Source organism: Hyphomicrobium sp. (assembly GCF_035687085.1).
Classification (GTDB): Bacteria; Pseudomonadota; Alphaproteobacteria; order Rhizobiales; family Hyphomicrobiaceae; genus Hyphomicrobium_B.
The window spans coordinates 436890-455135 of the sequence record NZ_DASRYS010000002.1 but is presented as its reverse complement, the minus strand read 5'-3'; the positions used below and the strand labels follow the sequence as shown (position 1 = coordinate 455135).

Annotated in this window: 20 protein-coding genes and 1 tRNA gene; 4 read left to right on the top strand and 17 right to left on the bottom strand. The window is 59.6% G+C overall.

Annotated elements, in window-relative coordinates; genetic code table 11:
• Positions 1 to 17: 17 nt before the first annotated feature.
• Positions 18 to 347, bottom strand: coding sequence for a hypothetical protein (locus tag VFG26_RS02600; RefSeq protein ID WP_325021898.1), 330 nt, complete (start codon positions 345 to 347; stop codon positions 18 to 20).
• A 103-nt stretch (positions 348 to 450) separates the two neighbouring features.
• Between VFG26_RS02600 and VFG26_RS02595 the strand changes: the two genes are divergently transcribed.
• Positions 451 to 3447, top strand: a complete 2997-nt coding sequence (locus VFG26_RS02595) for an N-6 DNA methylase (RefSeq protein WP_325021896.1) — start codon at positions 451 to 453, stop codon at positions 3445 to 3447.
• 160 nt (positions 3448 to 3607) lie between these two features.
• On the opposite strand, the gene VFG26_RS02590 is transcribed toward VFG26_RS02595, so the two are convergent.
• From VFG26_RS02590 to VFG26_RS02550, 10 genes are all read right to left on the bottom strand, one after another.
• Complete coding sequence (locus VFG26_RS02590; RefSeq protein ID WP_325021895.1) at positions 3608 to 4399, bottom strand: hypothetical protein; 792 nt, start codon at positions 4397 to 4399, stop codon at positions 3608 to 3610.
• Positions 4396 to 4908, bottom strand: coding sequence for a hypothetical protein (locus tag VFG26_RS02585; protein WP_325021893.1), 513 nt, complete (start codon positions 4906 to 4908; stop codon positions 4396 to 4398). The genes VFG26_RS02590 and VFG26_RS02585 overlap by 4 nt, the downstream gene beginning before the upstream one ends.
• A gap of 178 nt (positions 4909 to 5086) precedes the next feature.
• The gene (locus VFG26_RS02580) at positions 5087 to 5473 is read right to left on the bottom strand and encodes a hypothetical protein (protein WP_325021891.1); all 387 of its coding nucleotides are present in this window, start codon (positions 5471 to 5473) and stop codon (positions 5087 to 5089) included.
• 4 nt (positions 5474 to 5477) lie between these two features.
• On the bottom strand, positions 5478 to 6803 hold the full coding sequence (locus tag VFG26_RS02575) for a hypothetical protein (protein WP_325021889.1): 1326 nt from the start codon (positions 6801 to 6803) through the stop codon (positions 5478 to 5480).
• 68 nt (positions 6804 to 6871) lie between these two features.
• On the bottom strand, positions 6872 to 7255 hold the full coding sequence (locus VFG26_RS02570; RefSeq protein ID WP_325021887.1) for a hypothetical protein: 384 nt from the start codon (positions 7253 to 7255) through the stop codon (positions 6872 to 6874).
• A 165-nt stretch (positions 7256 to 7420) separates the two neighbouring features.
• Positions 7421 to 7639 carry a helix-turn-helix transcriptional regulator gene (locus VFG26_RS17625; protein WP_414653244.1) on the bottom strand — a complete coding sequence of 73 codons (219 nt, stop codon included), beginning with the start codon at positions 7637 to 7639 and terminating at the stop codon, positions 7421 to 7423.
• A gap of 89 nt (positions 7640 to 7728) precedes the next feature.
• Positions 7729 to 8529, bottom strand: a complete 801-nt coding sequence (locus VFG26_RS02565) for a hypothetical protein (protein ID WP_325021885.1) — start codon at positions 8527 to 8529, stop codon at positions 7729 to 7731.
• Complete coding sequence (locus tag VFG26_RS02560; protein ID WP_325021883.1) at positions 8529 to 9803, bottom strand: tyrosine-type recombinase/integrase; 1275 nt, start codon at positions 9801 to 9803, stop codon at positions 8529 to 8531. The genes VFG26_RS02565 and VFG26_RS02560 overlap by 1 nt, the downstream gene beginning before the upstream one ends.
• A 115-nt stretch (positions 9804 to 9918) precedes the next feature.
• Positions 9919 to 9994: transfer RNA gene (locus VFG26_RS02555), tRNA-Ile, on the bottom strand.
• An 86-nt stretch (positions 9995 to 10080) separates the two neighbouring features.
• Positions 10081 to 10845, bottom strand: a complete 765-nt coding sequence (locus VFG26_RS02550) for a hypothetical protein (protein ID WP_325021881.1) — start codon at positions 10843 to 10845, stop codon at positions 10081 to 10083.
• A gap of 190 nt (positions 10846 to 11035) precedes the next feature.
• Here VFG26_RS02550 and VFG26_RS02545 point away from each other — a divergent pair, with 190 nt between their 5' ends.
• The gene (locus tag VFG26_RS02545; protein WP_325021879.1) at positions 11036 to 11767 is read left to right on the top strand and encodes an SIMPL domain-containing protein; all 732 of its coding nucleotides are present in this window, start codon (positions 11036 to 11038) and stop codon (positions 11765 to 11767) included.
• A 6-nt stretch (positions 11768 to 11773) separates the two neighbouring features.
• On the opposite strand, the gene VFG26_RS02540 is transcribed toward VFG26_RS02545, so the two are convergent.
• Genes VFG26_RS02540 through VFG26_RS02530 form a run of 3 tightly spaced genes read right to left on the bottom strand, consistent with a single transcriptional unit; the run spans position 11774 to position 13741 of the window.
• Positions 11774 to 12682: a carbon-nitrogen hydrolase family protein gene (locus tag VFG26_RS02540; RefSeq protein WP_325021877.1), complete on the bottom strand. Its 909-nt coding sequence runs from the start codon at positions 12680 to 12682 to the stop codon at positions 11774 to 11776.
• Positions 12682 to 13293, bottom strand: coding sequence for a GNAT family N-acetyltransferase (locus VFG26_RS02535; protein WP_325021875.1), 612 nt, complete (start codon positions 13291 to 13293; stop codon positions 12682 to 12684). Before VFG26_RS02535 ends, VFG26_RS02540 begins: the two co-directional genes overlap by 1 nt.
• 13 nt (positions 13294 to 13306) lie before the next feature.
• On the bottom strand, positions 13307 to 13741 hold the full coding sequence (locus tag VFG26_RS02530) for a ketosteroid isomerase-related protein (protein WP_325021872.1): 435 nt from the start codon (positions 13739 to 13741) through the stop codon (positions 13307 to 13309).
• A 134-nt stretch (positions 13742 to 13875) separates the two neighbouring features.
• On the opposite strand from VFG26_RS02530, the gene VFG26_RS02525 reads away from it, so the two are divergent.
• Positions 13876 to 14589: a TIGR02466 family protein gene (locus VFG26_RS02525; RefSeq protein ID WP_325021871.1), complete on the top strand. Its 714-nt coding sequence runs from the start codon at positions 13876 to 13878 to the stop codon at positions 14587 to 14589.
• On the opposite strand, the gene VFG26_RS02520 is transcribed toward VFG26_RS02525, so the two are convergent.
• Positions 14523 to 14942, bottom strand: coding sequence for a secondary thiamine-phosphate synthase enzyme YjbQ (locus VFG26_RS02520; RefSeq protein WP_325021869.1), 420 nt, complete (start codon positions 14940 to 14942; stop codon positions 14523 to 14525). The genes VFG26_RS02525 and VFG26_RS02520 overlap by 67 nt on opposite strands.
• Positions 14943 to 14979: 37 nt before the next feature.
• Between VFG26_RS02520 and greA the strand changes: the two genes are divergently transcribed.
• Positions 14980 to 15438 carry a transcription elongation factor GreA gene (gene greA / locus VFG26_RS02515; RefSeq protein ID WP_325021867.1) on the top strand — a complete coding sequence of 153 codons (459 nt, stop codon included), beginning with the start codon at positions 14980 to 14982 and terminating at the stop codon, positions 15436 to 15438.
• Between the two features lie 22 nt (positions 15439 to 15460).
• Here the strand turns inward: greA and VFG26_RS02510 are convergent, their stop codons facing one another.
• Together VFG26_RS02510 and rpoD are read right to left on the bottom strand one after the other, a co-directional pair.
• A complete protein-coding gene (locus VFG26_RS02510) occupies positions 15461 to 15958 on the bottom strand; it encodes a VOC family protein (RefSeq protein ID WP_325021865.1) in 498 nt (165 codons plus the stop codon).
• A 208-nt stretch (positions 15959 to 16166) separates the two neighbouring features.
• The gene (gene rpoD, locus VFG26_RS02505) at positions 16167 to 18140 is read right to left on the bottom strand and encodes an RNA polymerase sigma factor RpoD (RefSeq protein ID WP_325021863.1); all 1974 of its coding nucleotides are present in this window, start codon (positions 18138 to 18140) and stop codon (positions 16167 to 16169) included.
• Positions 18141 to 18246: the final 106 nt, after the last annotated feature.

The following is an 18246-nucleotide window of genomic DNA, read 5'->3' as shown; positions in this document are numbered from 1 at the left end:
GTCGCTAATCATATCGATCACATTAGGTCGCCGGCAAGCATCCGCTTAATTGACGCCGGATTGTATCGCGCGCCTCGCTCGTTCACATAACCCGCGGCTTCGAGCCTCTTAGCGATGTCGCGGTAGCTCAATCGCTTGCCGGTCTTCGGGCTCGCGCGCCGCAGCCTCTTTGCTTCGCGTACGGCGGCGGCAAGCTTCGACGCGCCCTCGGCATCAAGGCGATCGACTCGACGCTTCCGTCCCTCCACCTTGCCCGTGTCGCGACGCTTGCGGTCCCGCGCACCCTTTAGTTTCGCGACGAGCGCGGCCTTCTCAGAATATGTAACAATAATAGGAGCCTTCGGCAAGCGGCGGTGCGCAATCTGCCGGTTGGGAGGTCGGGCGAGAGTGGCATGAGCTTCACCGCAATGATAAGCCACCGCTCCTAGGGGATGGCGCGGAGGGGCTGGGGTGCTCGATTTACTTCAAAGGTTAATTAGCAGGGATGCGCCGCGCACAGAGGCGGATGTCCAGGCAGACGTGCGCCAGCTGTTTTTGACAGCACCCTTCCAACTCGATGAAGGGGATCTGATCGTCAACTTGGAAGCTCAGGTTGGAGACCGACGGCGCATTGACGTCGAGGCTGGCTCGACCGTGGTCGAGGTCAAGCGCGACCTGCGCAAGGGCAAAGTGAAGACCGAGGCGCTGGAACAGCTGGGCGGCTACGTTGAGAAACGTATCACTGATACTGGCCGCCGCTATGTCGGCGTCTTGACTGACGGCGCGGAGTGGATTTGCTACCACCTGGTTGGAAAGGATCTAAAGGAAGTCGCGGCGATCACGGTCACTGGAGCGAAAGGCGATCTTGAGCGACTGGTGTTCTGGCTCGAGGGTGTGCTCGCCACGGCGAAGGACATTCTCCCGACGGCGAGGGAGATTGCAGCGCGACTGGGAGCGCGAAGCAGTGCTTACGCCCTCGACAGGGCCACACTTGCCACCTTGTTCGAGACCAACAAAAAGAATCCGACGGTCCGGCTGAAGCGAACATTGTGGTCGCGGCTGCTGACCTCTGCGCTTGGAACACAATTCGATGACAGTGACGACCTTTTCATTGAGCACACTTTGCTGGTCAACTCAGCCGAGATCATCGCACATGCGGTGCTTGGGCTGCCTGTAGAGGGACTGAACCCAGCATCGCTTCTGACGGGCACCAAATTCGATGAAAGTGGCGTTTATGGAGTCGTCGAGGCCGACTTCTTCGATTGGGTGCTGGAAGTTGATGGAGGCGAAGAATTTGTCCGAGCGCTGGCGCGGCGGCTCGCCCGGTTCAATTGGAGTCACGTTGAGCAAGACGTGATGAAGGTGCTCTACGAATCCGTGATTGGCGCTGAGACGCGGAAGCGACTTGGCGAATACTACACACCCGACTGGCTTGCAGAGGCCATGGTCGAGAAGGTGATCGACAAGCCGCTGGAGATGCGGGTGCTCGATACCGCCTGCGGGTCGGGGACATTCTTGTTCCATGCGATCCGTCGCTACATTGCCGCGGCCGAAGCCGAGGGCCAGTCACTTGGGGAGGTTCTAGAGAACGTGACGCAGCATGTGCTGGGCATGGACTTGCACCCAGTCGCAGTGACGTTGGCTCGTGTCACATACCTGCTGGCTATTGGGCGCGAGCGTTTGATGGATGAGGCACGCGGTACGATCCAGGTGCCAGTTTACCTGGGCGACTCGATCCAATGGCAAGAACAGCAGCTCGACCTGTGGACGGCAGGTAACCTCGTCATTCACGCAGACGACAAGAAGGAGTTGTTCACTGCCGAGCTGCGGTTCCCTGATAGCTTGCTGGAAAATGCAGCGTTGTTCGATCAATTGGTCAATGAGCTAGCTGCCCGAGCGTCGTCCAAAAAGAAGGGGGCGCCACCACCATCGCTGACGTCTGTCTATCAACGGTTGGCGATACCGCAGGAGGCGCGTGCGACGGTTGATGCAACCTTCAAGACAATGTGCAGGCTGCATGATGAGGGGCGGGACCATATCTGGGGTTACTATGTGCGCAATTTGGCACGGCCGATGTGGCTGTCGCGCGACCAGAACAGAGTGGATGTGCTGATCGGCAATCCGCCCTGGTTAGCCTACCGGCACATGACAGCTGAGATGCAGAAGGTATTTCGGAGTCTCAGCGAGACACGCGGCCTGTGGGCCGGCGCTGACGTTGCCACCCATCAAGATTTATCGGCGCTGTTTGTCGTACGTGCGTCGGAGCTATACCTGAAAAAGGGCGGCAAGTTTGCGATGGTGCTCCCGAATGCCGCTGTCGACCGGGTGCACTACGAAGGTTTTCGTCGTGGTCACTATAAAACGACGGCCCTCAATTTGGCTTTTGAGGAGTCGTGGGATCTGCGGCGCATCCGGCCGCACTTCTTTCCTCGCGGCGCAAGTGTGGTGTTCGGAACGCGTGGGGCGGAGGCAAAAGCTTTACCTGACATGACTGAATACTGGTCAGGCAAAGTGGGAGGCATGGGTACGCCGTGGCAAGTCGCCAAAGGTGAACTAATTCGGACGACGGGCACCGTTCACCGGATCGATCGGGAAAGTCTCTCGCACTACCATGCTGCGTTTACACAGGGCGCCATTTTCGCGCCCCGGATTGCATTTTTCGTGCAAAAGCAAAAGTCATCTCCACTGGGGCTACCCGCAGGGCGAATGGCGGTGGTGTCGGAGCGAAGTCCCAATGAGAAGAAGCCGTGGAAGGACTTGGAGAGCCTCGCGGGCGTGGTCGAAAGCGAGTTTGTGCGTCAAGTGCTCTCTGGTGAGAATTTGTTGCCGTATCGGATCAGCGCTGACCACTTCGCCGTGGTGCCCTGCGATACCCGCCAGCTCTTGAAGGACGGCGGTGCGATTGAGCTGTACCCCGGCCTCGAACAGTGGTGGGGCCAAGCTCAGAGAATTTGGGAGAAACACAGACAGAGCGAACGCCTGTCCCTATTCGAGCAGCTTGACTACCAATCCAAGCTGACCAAGCAGCTTCCCATTGCAGCGTTGCGGGTGGTCTACAATAAGTCTGGAATGCATCTGGTCGCAGCTAAGGTTAAACATCGCCGCGCATTGGTATCCAACGGTCTGTACTGGGCAGCGGTCGCAAGTGAGGCGGAGGCCGATTTTTTATGTGCTGTTTTAAACGCCCCCGCGACCACTGACGCAGTACGTCCGCTGATGTCATATGGGAAAGACGAGCGCGACATTCACAAGCATGTTTGGCAACTACCGATACCGAAGTTCGACGAAGCCAACTCAACCCATCAACGGGTTGTCGCAATTGCGAAGGTTCTGGAGCAGATCGTGGCAGGTTTCCCAGTGAACGACACACTGCATTTTGCGGCTACGCGGCGGCACATTCGCGAAAAGCTTGAAGAAACCGCCGAAGCCCAAGAGCTGAACGATCTCGTGTTTGAGATGTTAGAGTAAAGGAGGGTCGGCATGATATGCAGGGTCAGCTCAGGATCGTTGCGGGCCGACGCGCATTTCGCCGAGCAGACGGCGGACGTCGCGAAGGAGTTTAGCGCGGGCCTGCCGCCGCTGAATCTGCTCGATGGTATTCAGGCCATTCCGCCACCGGCCATTAGCCTCACCTTTCGGTGCGCCGGCCCGTGCGCCGTGGAACCGGCAAATCTTCTTGCCCCTCTCCGCCGGCGCTCGGCAGCGTTGCTTCGTCCGCTTTGATTGGGCTTGGCAACGAGGGGCGCTCCGCAGGCGGTTCAAGCGTGCCTCGATCTGGTTCATGGGATTGTCCCTTGATTTGGTTGCTACCCCCATAGCATCCCCCACCGTAGTTGGTGACGCCGATCGCCTGGCCGCCTTCATGGACGTATTGGTGCACCACTGTGACCCGCTGGTGACCGCTTGAGCGGTGGCGCTTCAGGGCATCAAGCTGCGTTGTGAACGTCCGCGCCAGTGCATTAGTGGCGCGCACTTCAGCATCGCGAATACTGTGATGGCCTGCCTGACTGGCACGGCGGGTCGCATCCATCATGGCTGCGTGTACTTGAGCCATCTGAGTGGCGAGGAGGGTCTCGAAGATATCGCGCGGTTTGACGGCAGCGACGACGCCCAACGCGAAATTCAGTTTGCCTACATCAACGTCAGCCTGATGGTCCATCGAGTTGACACGAAGCTGACGAATAAGGCCATTGAACACCGAGGGAGTGGGGCTTCCTATGCTTTCCGCTATAAGCCTTGCACCCACCTGGTCGTCGGGATGATCAATCTCGACATCCCCTCCAGCAGCGGGCTTGAACGACGGCGCGGTGTTGCCGTTCTGGCATTGGCGGTAACGCTGGACGGCTGCCGCCTCGGCTTCCGTGCGCGCACCACTGGCAGCAGCGGGAGGAGTATTCTTTCTGATTTTTGATTTGCTCACTGAACGCCCACCCCTGTTTTGGCAGTCGAGGCACATTCTCTTTCTAGGATCCGATGCATTCGGCTCCCGTTGTTGCGCCGGTCGAACCAGCAGGTCAGGGCATCTATGTAGCAAATTGCTTCTTCGTAGCCATCGGGCGCCTTTTCGAGCGCAATGGCGAGATCGTACTTCTCATAGACTATTACATATCCGACCCAAGCAGAGGACAGAGCGGCCCTGTCTTGAGGCAACCGAATGTCGAAGCCGAACTCGCGCGCTTGCCCAAGCACAAAATGGGCCGGTGCTGATAGGTGGCTCAGCAAATCTTCGGCGGCATCCAGGATCGTTGGCTCATAGAACGGATCGTCCAGCCGTTTTCGTGGCGACCCTGCGCTGGGTATTGAGCGAAGCTGCGTCGCAGGCCTCGTTCGTATCTTACGTTGTCTGGCGATCATATTCGGTCTCCCTTTGTTGATGCCCTCTCGCGTGAATCCCGCAAAGACCGTGAACGCCGCAACGTTTTGGGACATGATTTCTCTGCGGTCTTGGAAATCATGCTCCCAACTCCGCAGCATAGCCGGGTGTTTGCGGGTTGCGGTCTTCCGCTTTTTTTGCGGCATTCGACGTGGGCAGGCTCCACAGCCAGCTTCCGTCGGCACACTTCTCAGAAACAACGCCGAGTTGAGCTTTGGCCGTTACAAACATGCGCTATTTCGCTATGCGCTCCACGTCCTCCTTGAAGTCTTTCACTCGGCGCGGACCGTCGAGCAACATATCTCGAAGAAAGTTCTTCGCGGCCTCCAGCTTGCTTTGCCGGTTCATTGCTGACTGGAGCAGAGCTTCTGCGGCGATCTCGACCGGCTCTGGATTAAATACGATCCGTGACGTGTCGATGCCGTCCGCAAGGCTCCTGCCCTTGATTACGTAGCTGAAGTCGGTGCGATCATCGCCTACATTGTTTTTCAGCCGTAGTGCAGACGGTGGGTCTCCGGCGCAATCGGGAGACCGACCCGTCGAGTGTTCAATCGCGTTCGAATCGATTGCAACGCCTCGCGGGTTCTGTGAACGAGACGTGTATCGCCTTCCTTGGCCCATGCCATCATCTCCTTGTCGCCGACCTTCCGCCGCCAGGTGAATGCCCTCGCGACAGAGCATCCAGGGACGGGTGCGCGCTGAATGCTGGTTTTTTCCCTGGGCGAAGCATTCCGCGCTGGTCGTAGGTGCCGACAAGGCCAAGCTCTTCGGCGATCGATTGCGTGACGACGGAACCCGGCTGGCCGTGCGGCGGGCCGAGCTTATCGATGGGCCAAATCCTGTTCGCGCTCTGCCGGATGAAACCCTTCAGCCGCTCAGGATCGGCACGGGCTGCCGCGACGCGTTCGGGAACTTGCCACCATGGGCGCGTGTCCGGCGCCGTCTGTTCGCGCGGATCGTCGTCGAGCCATCGGCCCTTGTTCAGCCACGTCGTCGGCATTGGCGGCTCTTCGGGGTCGAAGCCGCGACCGGCCTTAACGGCGGCAATGATGTCTTCGGCCTTCGCTCGAAGTTTGTTCGCGTGCTTACCTGTGAGGATTTGCATGAAGGTTTTGCGGGCCTCCACCTTGTCGCGTCGGCGCTTTGTCGGAAACGCTTGCCAGAACTCCTCGAAAGCGTCGTCGGGGTGTGCGTCAGCACACAAATCTCTAGTTCTTGTATTTAGCTCTTGCAGTGAAGAGTTCTTGCAGTCGGGCATCAGATGCCCGGGGTTTTCGATACCAACACCCGGGGTTTTTTCGTCCAACACCCGACCTTTTTCCGGAAATGGTCGGGCATTGCATGCCCGGGGTTCTTCTTCAGAAAAGGTCGGGTGTAAGATACCCGAGGTTTTCGCCGATACGGCCGAATCTTGTGATTTGCGCGGACGCCCGGCCGCCGAGCGAGCTGGAGCCATGGCCACCAATATCGCATGTGGCGAACTCTGCAGCGCGGGAGCTACGTAGGGCAGCCATAGAGCGACGGGATGACCGGGGCGAGGCTCTGATCGCAACGCTCCGCATTTGACGAGTTCGTGTCGGAGGTCTCGCACAACGTCCTCGGCGCATCCGAGATAGTCAGCAATGCGGGCGGCGCTATCGGTGCACCGACCATGCTCGTTATCCGAGCGGAGCCCGATGTAGAGGAGCATCGCGGTCGTCAGGGGCGATTTTCGATGGCACGCCCGGACTGCTTTTGCAGCGGAAAGCACGAGTGCAGCCAAGATGACCGTCTTCCGACTGTAATCCTCTATCGCCCCAATGGAGTGGGGGCCAACCTCGTTGCCGCACTCGATATTATCGAGGTACGCCTGAATGGCATCAATGATCGATGGCAGATACTCAGCGCAGGCGTCGGCACATGCGCGCTCCTCGGGCCAAATCTTTTGCTCTTGTCGAGTCCCCTGCACCAATGGGATTGCGTCCATTGCATCGAGGCCAGAATGTCCACTCTTAGATGTCGCTGGTACTGTAGAGGTCCTCATGCAGATGGCGCTCCAGCGTTTGCTGCTATCGGCGCAATCGCCGTTTCCTCGAACAATTGGTAACGGGCGAACGTCGCTGAGGTTTGCCCATTGTCGACGACCGTGAGCAGCGAAGCGGCCTCTACATCGGCAACCATCGCGGGCGCCTGATCGCCTACGCGATACATTTCGAGGCGACCGGTTAAGCCAGCGTTCCGCAGCTTTCTTGCAGCGTCTAGCAGTGGTAGCCGAGTACGACCCAACAGGACGGCTGCCTCGTAGGAGACCTGATAAACGTCACCTTTGGTGCTCGTGCCTGTGCGTTCGATGTAAATGCGGCGAGTAGGTGTCGTCGTTTCGTGAGCGCGATACGAGTCGATCGCGAGAAAGTTTTTCTGCATTGTTCCCCGCAGGTCTTGCCGCGAGGCGCGAAACGAGTTACTATAAATGCGCCTTTAGTTGAGATTTCGAACCGTCTACCGACGCCCGTCGGTGGACGGTTTTTATGCTTTCGGTCGGCCGCTGCTCCAATCGGCGCCCAAAGTTTTTTGGTTCCCCTACGTGGCTCAGTCTGGACTTCTCAGGTCGACGACAGGTCGTTGGTCGATCCAGCTCTCCACCGTACTCTCGCGCCAACCGACCGACCGAGAACCAATGCGAATGCCAGGAGGAAACTCCCCGGACTTTAGAAGTTCGTAAAATTTGGAATTGCCGCATCCGATGCGGTCTTGAACCGCTTTAGCTCGGAGCAGGCGGTCCGGACGGTCGCTTTGAGGTTTGTCCATTTCTATTCTCGCTGCATCGTTTGGATGTGCGAGAAGGATGCTGGATCAGCGATTTTCTCGCTAGATGTCTACTTCGTAGAAAAAGTACGTTAGTCCTCGAATAAGTACGGAGTAATCTCCAAGTGCGGCATTCTCTGACTGTCGGACTTACTGACCAACCGAGATAAAATATCGGCAAAACTCTCCGCTGTGTTAGTGCGGCAGTCAGGTGGCAACAATTCCCAAATCAATTTGAGAAATTGAGGGAAACCTGCTGGCCCACCGGCTTGGAACATCCCGCCTGCTCTTACGAACTGGTGAGCCAGCGACTGCGCGAAATGTCCTCGATGCAATTCGCGAACCTTACCTGCGTGCTCTCCCAGTGGGTCGCGCCATTCGAGGATAAATTCGCTCACCTTGGAAAACCGATCGAGCATTTCTAAAAGTAGGGTCAATCCCCTGTCGCGATCGTGCCTGTTCGAATTCTCTTCCCGCGGTAAACCCACACTACGGTTCCCGGAGCCATCTTCTTCTTCACGATTGGCTGCCTTCTCGTTGACAACTTGCGCAACGCACGGAGCCAGGCAATTGGCCCAAAGCCACCCGGATTCTGCACGGTTCTCGCAAAACTTTCTGAGAAGATGAGACGCCGCTTGCAACTGCTCACATTCTCGGAACAACGCCCTATTGTCGATCCGCCGATTTCCTCGATCGATACGCACTTTTTCGGCAACCAAGCCCAGAACATCGTCCCAGCTTTCATCTGTGAATTGCAGGGCGAGATGAGAAACGAGATTGCTCCGAATCGCGCTTGCTGTGCGGCTAACTGGAGTTTTCTTTTCTGAAGACCTGCTGGCCCTCTTGGAGGCGCGGACACCGTGTTCAGTTCGCAATCGCGAATCCCTTTTCATTAGGCCGCTTCACGCGAAATCTGCGCAACTTTGCCGCTCGTCTTTATCTCGTTGAGCCACTCCGCCCACCGCTGGAGCATCGCGCGGCGCCCTGGAAGGTATTGCGCGGCATTATAGGCCCCTCGAACCTCGTCTCGTTCATCGTGCGCTAGTTGGCGCTCAATCCAATCAGGGTTGAAGCCCATTTCGTTGAGGATCGTCGAGGCGACGCCGCGGAAACCGTGCACGGTGGCGCGGCCATGCCAGCCGAGACGGTACAGCGCGTAGAGCATCGTGTTGTTGGACATGCAGCCTTCGCGAGAAGGCGACGGAAATAGAAACCCGTTGGCGTCAGATCCCGGCAAAGCTGCAAGCTCCTTGAGCGTCGCAACGGCTTGAGGTGACAAAGGCACCAAGTGCTCGAATCGCGCTTTCATACGTTCGGCTGGAATGCGCCACAGCGGCTCCCGCCCGTCTAGGCCCTCGAATTCCTCCCAGCGCGCCGCGCGCAATTCGGTGGTTCGCACGAAGGTCAACACGACAAGTCGCAGGGCAATGGCCGTGCGCGGATCGCCGTCATAGGAGTCGAGGGCACGCAGAAAGGCCGGCAGCTCCTCACGCGGCATGGTCCGGTGGTGTTTCTGCCTTCCGTTTGGCTTCAAAGCACCCTTGAGCCCGCTGGTGGGGTCGTGTTTGGCGCGTCGGGTGATAACCGCATAACGAAAAATCTGCCCGCAAGTCTGCCGAAGGCGCTTGGCTTGTTCCAGGGCCCCGCGTTTCTCGACCTTCCGCAATGCGTCGAGTAATTCTAGCGCATCGATTTCAGCGATCGGCCGGCGGCCAAGAGAAGGAAAGATATCCCGCTCCAATCGCCGCTGAAGCTGATCGGCGTAATAAGGGCTAAGCGCATGGCGCTGATTGCTCAGATACTCAAGAGCGAGCGATTTGAAAGTTGCGTCCCCGCCAAGCCGGGCCGCTATCTTTTCTTGTCGCTTCTGCACTGATGGGTCGAGCCCATCGACCAGAAGCTGACGAGCATCGTCTCGCTGCTTTCGTGCCTTTTGGAGTGTGACGGCCGGATACCCGCCCAGCGCGAGCGTTTTTTGCTTCCCGTTAAAACGATAGGCAACGCGCCACAGCTTTGCACCGTTCGCCTGGATCAGCAGGTGCAAACCGCCCCCGTCTGATAGTTTGTATGGCTTGACTTGAGGCTTGGCGTTACGGACTGCGGTGTCGGTCAACGGCATCGGTGATCTGTTGGTATCCTGGCGAAGCAATACCAACAACGATACCATCAAATTTCACGGATACCAACGAACGCTCGTGGACCGCGACGTATCATCAACACTTGATTTTACAGGCTGAAAGTCGCTGAAAACGAACCGCCGCGGACTTCAGCGGAAATGGAAATGGTGGGCCCGCCAGGACTCGAACCTGGAACCAGACGGTTATGAGCCGTCAGCTCTAACCATTGAGCTACGGGCCCGCGCGGCTTCTCATACCAGATGTTTGGCTTGAGGCCAGTGCTGGTCCGCTATTTTTCGCCTTGGCAATCTGTCGCCAGGCGCGTGTTTATTGAACTTTCTGCCCTCCGCGGCGCTTGCCGTGAAGTTCATCGTAGGTTTTGCCCGTCGCCAAGCGGTAAGCCGTGTTGCGGACGGCCCGGATATATTTCTGCACCGCCCGGCGGAGCGCCCATGCCGGACGCGTCGGATCGCGAATGCTGTCGTGGACGATGACGGCGTCGGGCAGCGCGTCGTGCAGCTCAATGCCTGCGAGCCTGATGGGCAGCGTCCCGACGGAATAAATCTCGGGGCTGTCCGACATCGCATGGATCAGCATGAATTCGGCTGACTGGCCTTGGCGCGCTGTGCGGCACGTGGCTTCCCATCCGGCGATGAAGGCATCAGCCCCGGGCGTCGGGCGGAGCAGCATGACGCGCGTCGTGGGTTTCAGCGCGCGTTGCGTTCCTTTTGCGGTGCCCTTCGTCCGCATGACGACATCGCCGCGCGTGTTCAGGATGCCGCTGATGTCACCGCGGACCCGGCAATCGACGTCCATGAAAACGAGATTGTCGTTCGGATGATCGCGACGGGCCTGCGCGAGTACCGTTGGCTTCTGGCGCGTCTGCGAGTACCAGTCGCCTTCGACGATCGGACGCGCGTACAGGTGATGCGAAATTCGATGCTCGGCGAGGTTTTGCGCGAAAGCCCGGGCGGCCGGCTCATAGTTCGGCGTAAAAAATCCGACGACGAGGAAGTCCGTCGCGAAGTCATGACGGATGTCGGAGCCTTGGGTCTCGCTCGTGGCGCGCTCGCGAAGTTGCGTTTCCGTCATTCGTTGGATCTCAGTGCCTTCGTGAGTTCGTGCCGCCCCGCCGGATGCTATATCAGGAGTTCCAAAGCCCGCAAGCGAAGGCAGAAGGGTACGCCGTCCTGAAAACCGCGTGTTCAGGCGGCATACAGGATTTTGCCCTCATTTACCCGCGAACAGCTTCTAGCGAGCGGACAACAGGTGAGGAGACCCCATGCAAAGCGCCCCGCGCTCTCGATACACGATCTTATTGCTCAACATCGCGCTGGCGGCGGGTTGCCTCATGACGCAGGCGCCGGCATTGCGCGCCGAGGAGCGGCCCATGGAACGCACAATCACGGTCTCCGCCACCGGCACGGCACAGGCCGAGCCCGACCGCGCCCGTATTACCTCCGGAGTCACGACGGAGGCCGCAACGGCGCGCGAAGCGCTGTCGGCCAATAGCGTGACGATGAACAAGGTCATCACTCAGCTCAAAACGAGCGGCATCGAGCCCAAGGACATTCAGACCGCGGCCTTCAATGTTGAGCCGGTGATGGACTATTCGAAGGATGGGCAGCCGCCGGTGCTGCGTGGCTACCGCGTGAGCAACCAGGTCGTCGTCTATGTGCGCGACTTGGCAAAGCTGGGTGAGATCCTCGATCAGGTCGTGAGCGCAGGCGCCAATCAGATCCAGGGGCTGGCCTTCGAGGTCTCGAAAGAAGACGAGCTGAAGGACGAAGCGCGCAAGGGAGCGGTGGCCAACGCGCTGCGCCGCGCCAAGTTGCTCGCAGCCGCTGCTGGCGCCGAGGTCGGTAACGTCATGCAGATATCGGAGGAGACAGTGCCGGGCGGCCCCGTGCCTTACGGCGCGCCGCGCCTCGCGAAGGCCGCAGCGGCCGCACCGATCGAGGTCGGCACAAGCACGCTCGAAGCGCGCGTGACCATCACCTGGGCGCTGAAGTAGCGCCCGTCAGACGAGCTTGACGACCTCGACGTCGACCTTTGCAGTCGTCCCGCCACCCGGCTGCTTTAGCCAGTCACCGAAATTATGCATCTCGCCTGTCTCGCGCACGCTCGCGAGGCGGGCGAGATCGATCTCGGCCGTGACCCATTCGGCGGCATTGAGCGTGCCTTGGGCGAGCACGCCCGTATCCGACACGTTGTGTTCGGACGGCACATAGATGCCCGCAGCGCCTGCGTTGAAGTCCACCGCTGGTGACCACGGCGCGTCGCCGACGGTCGGGCTCTGCACGGCGGCAATCGTATTCTCGAGCGCGCGCGCCATCGAGCCGGTGCGAACGCGGTGATAGCCCGATGTGCGTTCCGTGCACGAGGGAACGAGCAGAACTTCCGCGCCCGCTTCCGCCATGGCGCGAGCGATGAGCGGGAATTCGCTGTCATAGCAGATGGCAATACCGAAGACGCCAATCGACGTCGAGAAGACGCGCACGGGCCCGCCCGCGGTTACGCCCCAGGTGTGCTCGAACGGCGTCATGACGAGTTTTTCCTGCTCGCCGACAGAGCCCTTGGGCGTCACGAGCTGCGCGGTATTGACGAAGCGGCCGTCCGTCTTCTTCGCGGGCCCCGAGCCGACGAGAATGTGGACGTTATGTTTCTTCGCCAGCTCCAAATGAAGTTGGACGCGGCTCTCCGTGAGCTCTGCAACCTTGGTGAGCGTCGCCTGCAGGTCGCCATAGACCTCGGGGCCGAAGCAGGCAGCCTGTTCGATAGCTGCGTATTCCGGGAAGACCAGAAGCTCAGCACCCGTCGCTGCGCCGTTCTTGACCCACAGCGCGATCTTCTTCTCCCAGTCGGCAAGCGTGTTCGGCTGCCCGATGGGATATTGAGAACTCGCGACTTTGAGAGGCTTTGCCCGCATCAGAGTGTCTTCATCCAGAACTGCATTTTGTGGCTCGTTTCGCCGGGCTGATCGATGTCTTTCCAGTCGTAGGTGGCAACGATGCCATCGACCGGGGCATACCCGCGCTTTCTCCAGAAGGGATCAAGTGGGGCGTAATCTGCAGGCTTCAACGGGTGATCGTCCGGCCGCACGACCCGGCAGAAGGACGAATGGGTAAATCCACCAAGTCTTTTCGCCTGCGCCTCGCGGTGATCGAAGAACGCGTGGCCGAGGCCATGACCACGGTGACTCTTCAACAGCACGCTCTCGCCGCAATAGAAGATCTTCTTGATGTCGAAGCCCGCTTTGCTGAAGGGCTCGCCGAACTCGTCCGCGTGCTCGATCATCGGCGCGCCTGTTGACGCGCCGACCATCTGGTCGCCGTCGTACGCCGTGACGACCACGGCGCCCTTCGCCTGCGCGAACTTCTCGAGATACTTCTCTTCGTATTCCAGCGTGCCATCGTAGAGGTACGGCCAATCGCGAAACACCACCATGCGCAGACGGCTGAGCTCGGGAAGGACCTTGAGAATGTCCGGTCCGGTCACCGACTTGACTTCGAGGTTCTTCTTTTCGCTCTTCGCCGTCATTGCACTCGATGCCTCAGCCCGCGACCTGCGCGATCCAGTCCGTCAGATTGTAATAGGTCGTAACGCGCGCAATTTTGCCGTCGCGGATCGCGAAGAACGTGCCGGCCGGCAGAACGTATTTCTGGCCAACCGCGTCGGGGAGACCTTCTTCCGTGTTCTTGTAGGTTCCGTGCACGTTGAATTCGGCCGCCGCACGCGTCGCGTCCTTGGAGACGAGGACGACGATGTCCTTCAGCTCTTCCTTGTAATTGTGCGTCATGCGCGCATTGAAGGCGCGGAACTTCTCTTTGCCCTCGCGGCGTTCACCCTGGTTGACGTCGTGAATCACATCATCCGTCAGATAGTCGAGCATTGCGTCGGTGTCGCCGCGATTGAAGGCAGCGTAGTAGTCGCGGATGAGCGCAGCCGTTGCGGCACGGGCTTGCGATTCAGGCGTGGTGTCGGACATCGGTTTGTCTCTCCGGAAATGCTCGTCGATGAATCTGCCGCGGTCTTTAGCAGGTCGGGCAGGAGCCTTCCATGCGCAAGCGTGCTGGAGTAAACGCGACATTTCAACGTAACTTGCGAAGACCGGAGGTGCCAATGGCGCGCGTTCAAGAGCTTTTCGTCACCCAAATTTACCGCGAAGAGCTCCAAGGCGGCCCGGCATCGGCACTGATCGAGGAACTCGACGACGCCGCGCGCGAAATCTGCAACCAGGACCGGGCAGGGCACGCCTGGGCGAAGGCGAACGATTATCCGGGATATACATCCTATGCCTCGCTCAACGACCTGCCCGATCGGCACCCGGCGTTCGGCGACCTCGTGGGCGTTCTGGACCGGCACGTGAAGGCATTCGCCCGGGTTCTGGAGTACGAACTCGATAGCAAGCTCCTGGCCCTCGACAGCCTCTGGATCAACGTCCTCAGGGCAGGCGGCCATCATACGGCACACATCCACCCGCACTCGGTGATCAGCGGCACGCTCTATCTCGCGGTTCCGAAGGGCGCGAGCGCGATCAGGTACGAGGACCCCCGGCTGCCGATGTTCATGGCGGCACCGCCCCGGAAGCCCACGGCCAAGGAGAAGAACAAGACCTTCGTCGCGGTCGCCCCGCAGGCGGGCACGCTGCTCCTCTGGGAAAGCTGGCTCCGGCATGAGGTGCCAGTCAACCACGCGCTGACCGAACGCGTGTCCGTCAGCTTCAACTACCGCCTGGATTCATCCGCCGGGCGGGTGGGGCGAGGGCCCTACTCGCCCACCACATGGACGACGATCTGCCGGGTATGTGGCCGTCTCCGGTGCTCGAAGAGATAGATGCCCTGCCACGTCCCAAGCATCATCTGAAAGTCCCCGACCGGGATCGACAGGGTTGTTTGGGTTAGCGCGCTCTTAACGTGAGCCGGCATGTCGTCCGGCCCCTCGGACTGGTGCACGAACAGGGGATCGCCGTCCGGGACGAGACGCTTGAAGAAGGCGACGAGATCGCGCTGCACATCGGGATCGGCATTCTCCTGAATGAGGAGCGACGCGGAGGTATGGCGGCAGAAGACGTGCGCCATTCCCGTTTCGATCCCCGCAGTCCGTACGATCCGCGCCACCTGGCCGGTCAATTCCACGAGGCTCGTGCCCCGCGTGTCGATCCCTAATGTTTCTTGATAGTGTCGCATCCTGGTGCCCGTCTCCGAGAGAGCCTATATAAGAGGGATGAGCAGAGCATTCGTCAAAGAAACCGATGCCGTAGAAGAGCTTCCCGACAGGCTCATCTCCGAGCACCGCAATCTGGTCACGCCGGAAGGCTTGGCCCTGATCGAGGCTGAGGTCGAAAGGCTGCAGGCGGAGCTTGCCGAAGCCCAGACGTCGGATGATCGGGACGCGATGCAGCGCGCTCAGCGGGATCTCCGCTACTGGAAGCAACGTCTCGCCACGGCTGAGGTTCAAAGCTTTCTAACTGACACCTCTGTCGTTGCGTTCGGCTCGCTCGTCACCCTCGAGCGGGATGATGGCCGCGTCCAGAAGTACCGCATCGTCGGCGAAGATGAGTCGAACCCCGCGAAGGGCAAACTCTCCTATGCCTCGCCGTTGGCCCAAGCCCTTATGGAAAAGAGCGTGGGCGACGTCGTTCACGCCGGCACGGGCGAAGCCGAAATCGTGAAGATCGAGTAGAGCTGGCGTCAGTCTGCGCGAACTAGCAGCCGCCGTCGCCGCGCGCGGGCATCATCGACTTCATCGCCTGCTCGATCTCTTCCGCGCTCATGTCGCGCTGATGTGTTGCGATCGACCATCTGTGGCCGAACGGGTCTTCGATGATCCCGTAGCGATCACCCCAGAACATATCGCTCACCGGCATGTGCAGGATCGCCCCCTCTTTCACGGCGCGCTCGACGAACGCATCGACGTCGGCGACGTAAAGGTGGATCGTAACCGGCGTGCCCTTGAGCGACGTGGGTCCGAACGAACGCCAATCCGGGCATTCATCGACCAGCATCACCGACGCGTTGCCGATCTTGATCGCCCCGTGCAACAGCTTGCCGTCCGCACCGGTGAGCCTCATCTTTTCGACGGCGCCGAACGCCCTCTTATAAAACTCGATCGCATTCGCCGCTCCGGCGCACACCAGATGCGGTGTGATGGCCTGGAGATCGTCTCCGCGAATCCCTGAGGCCTTTTCCTGGACTTGGGTCATAGCGCTCCTCCATTTTTATGGGCGCCAGCGAGAACTCCGGCCGTGAGGGCCGGACACGTGGCGCGCGCATCCGGCTCGCCAGACTGCGCGAGCGAGGCTGCGGCCCGACTATCCCACAAGGAGTTGGAGTTTAGAAAGGCGGATGGCGCACTGCACTGAAAAGGCGCGAAAACTCAAATAAAAAGGGCCGCTTTCGCGGCCCTTGTCATCAGTTATCCAGGAAGCTGCGGAGCTTGCGAGACCGGCTCGGATGCTTCAGCTTTCTCAAGGCCTTCGCCTCGATCTGGCGAATACGTTCGCGCGTGACCGAGAACTGCTGGCCGACTTCTTCCAGCGTGTGGTCCGTGTTCATGCCGATGCCGAAGCGCATGCGCAGAACACGCTCTTCGCGCGGCGTCAGCGACGCGAGCACCCGGGTCGTCGTATCCCTGAGGTTCGACTGAATGGCAGCTTCGATCGGCAGCACCGCATTGCGGTCCTCGATGAAGTCGCCGAGATGTGAATCTTCCTCGTCGCCGATCGGCGTCTCGAGAGAGATCGGCTCCTTGGCGATCTTCAGAACCTTGCGAACCTTCTCGAGCGGCATCGCGAGCTTTTCAGCAAGCTCTTCCGGTGTCGGCTCGCGTCCGATCTCGTGCAACATCTGCCGTGACGTGCGCACGATCTTGTTGATCGTCTCAATCATGTGCACGGGAATACGGATCGTGCGGGCCTGATCCGCGATCGAACGCGTGATCGCCTGCCGGATCCACCACGTGGCATAGGTCGAGAACTTGTAGCCGCGGCGATACTCAAACTTATCGACGGCCTTCATCAAACCGATGTTGCCTTCCTGGATGAGATCGAGGAACTGCAGACCGCGGTTCGTATATTTCTTGGCGATCGAGATGACGAGACGAAGGTTGGCTTCGACCATTTCCTTCTTCGCCTGCCGGGCCTCGCGCTCGCCCTTCTGCACCGCTTTGACGATGCGGCGGTACTCGGGAATTTCGAGGCCGGTCTCGGTCGCGAGCTGATGAATTTCGCCGCGGATCTGTTCGACCTGCGAGCGCTCGGTCTTGACGAACTGAGCCCACTTCTTGCCGTTGTTGGCGACGCGGTCGAGCCACGTCTGATCGAGTTCGTTGCCGTAGTACTCGTCGATGAAGTGCTGGCGCGGCACGCCATAGCTATCGGCGAGACGCATCAAGCGTCCCTCGAGGCCGATGAGGCGCTTGTTGATCGCGTAGAGCTGCTCGACGAGGCTTTCGATACGGTTGTTGTTGAGCGACAGCGACTTCACGTCGACGATGATCTCGTCGCGGATCTTCTCGTAAGCCTTCTGCTGCTGGCGCGAACCTTGATCGCCGACAAGCTGCTGCTCGAGCTTCTTGTCCTGCTGCTTGCGAAGCTTCTTGTACGTGGCAGCAATCTTGTCGAAGGTCTCCAGAACCTTCGGCTTGAGTTCCGCTTCCATCGCAGCAAGCGACATCGCGTTCTCGAACTCGTCGTCGTCTTCGCCTTCAGCCGGCGACTCGGATTCGCCTTCGCCCGCTTCGCCCTCGCCAGGAATGGCCGCAACTTCCTTGGCTTCCGGGCCTTCGTAAGTCGCTTCGAGATCGATGATGTCACGCAGCAAAATCTTGCCGTCGTTCAACTCATCGCGCCAGATGATGATGGCCTGGAAGGTGAGGGGGCTTTCGCAGAGGCCCGCGATCATCGCTTCGCGGCCGGCCTCGATGCGCTTGGCGATTGCGATTTCGCCCTCGCGCGACAGGAGCTCGACGGAGCCCATTTCGCGCAGGTACATGCGGACGGGATCGTCCGTCCGCTCGGCGGGCTCAGACTTCGTCTCAGACTTGACGAGCGAGCTGCTCTGGGCGACCAGCGCACGGCCTTCCTCGTCTTCGGCGAGTTCTTCCGCGCCGTCTTCCTTTTCCTCGCCTTCTTCGGTCTCCACGACCGTGATGCCCATGTCGGACAACGTGGCGTACAGATCCTCGATCTGGTCGGAGGACACCTCTTCCGAGGGCAGGACCGAGTTCAGCTGATCGAGCGTTACGTAGCCCTTGGCCTTTGCGGTCTTCAAAAGACGCTTAACGGCTTGGTCCGACAGATCGAGAAGAGGGCTGTCCCGTTCCGGGGCATCGGCGGCCTGATCTTTGTCGTCTGTCTTTTGGACTGCCTGCTGGGCGCGTGCCATCCTTGGTTCCTTGTCGTCTGCGCCGCCCCCGCACGGAACGGCTAGATCATGAATTTAGGCTTCGAAACGCTGCGAGCGGGCGGCGCTCCGAAGCGACAATGCTTAA

Bases quoted from the DNA above. Each gene is read 5' to 3' on its own strand.
- VFG26_RS02585 (WP_325021893.1), bottom strand. From the start codon at position 4,908: ATGTCCCAAAACGTTGCGGCGTTCACGGTCTTTGCGGGATTCACGCGA.
- VFG26_RS02580 (WP_325021891.1), bottom strand. From the start codon at position 5,473: ATGGGCCAAGGAAGGCGATACACGTCTCGTTCACAGAACCCGCGAGGC.
- VFG26_RS02570 (WP_325021887.1), bottom strand. From the start codon at position 7,255: ATGCAGAAAAACTTTCTCGCGATCGACTCGTATCGCGCTCACGAAACG.
- VFG26_RS17625 (WP_414653244.1), bottom strand. From the start codon at position 7,639: ATGGACAAACCTCAAAGCGACCGTCCGGACCGCCTGCTCCGAGCTAAA.
- VFG26_RS02565 (WP_325021885.1), bottom strand. From the start codon at position 8,529: ATGAAAAGGGATTCGCGATTGCGAACTGAACACGGTGTCCGCGCCTCC.
- VFG26_RS02560 (WP_325021883.1), bottom strand. From the start codon at position 9,803: ATGGTATCGTTGTTGGTATTGCTTCGCCAGGATACCAACAGATCACCG.
- VFG26_RS02550 (WP_325021881.1), bottom strand. From the start codon at position 10,845: ATGACGGAAACGCAACTTCGCGAGCGCGCCACGAGCGAGACCCAAGGC.
- VFG26_RS02545 (WP_325021879.1), top strand. From the start codon at position 11,036: ATGCAAAGCGCCCCGCGCTCTCGATACACGATCTTATTGCTCAACATC.
- VFG26_RS02540 (WP_325021877.1), bottom strand. From the start codon at position 12,682: ATGCGGGCAAAGCCTCTCAAAGTCGCGAGTTCTCAATATCCCATCGGG.
- VFG26_RS02535 (WP_325021875.1), bottom strand. From the start codon at position 13,293: ATGACGGCGAAGAGCGAAAAGAAGAACCTCGAAGTCAAGTCGGTGACC.
- VFG26_RS02530 (WP_325021872.1), bottom strand. From the start codon at position 13,741: ATGTCCGACACCACGCCTGAATCGCAAGCCCGTGCCGCAACGGCTGCG.
- VFG26_RS02525 (WP_325021871.1), top strand. From the start codon at position 13,876: ATGGCGCGCGTTCAAGAGCTTTTCGTCACCCAAATTTACCGCGAAGAG.
- VFG26_RS02520 (WP_325021869.1), bottom strand. From the start codon at position 14,942: ATGCGACACTATCAAGAAACATTAGGGATCGACACGCGGGGCACGAGC.
- greA (WP_325021867.1), top strand. From the start codon at position 14,980: ATGAGCAGAGCATTCGTCAAAGAAACCGATGCCGTAGAAGAGCTTCCC.
- VFG26_RS02510 (WP_325021865.1), bottom strand. From the start codon at position 15,958: ATGACCCAAGTCCAGGAAAAGGCCTCAGGGATTCGCGGAGACGATCTC.
- rpoD (WP_325021863.1), bottom strand. From the start codon at position 18,140: ATGGCACGCGCCCAGCAGGCAGTCCAAAAGACAGACGACAAAGATCAG.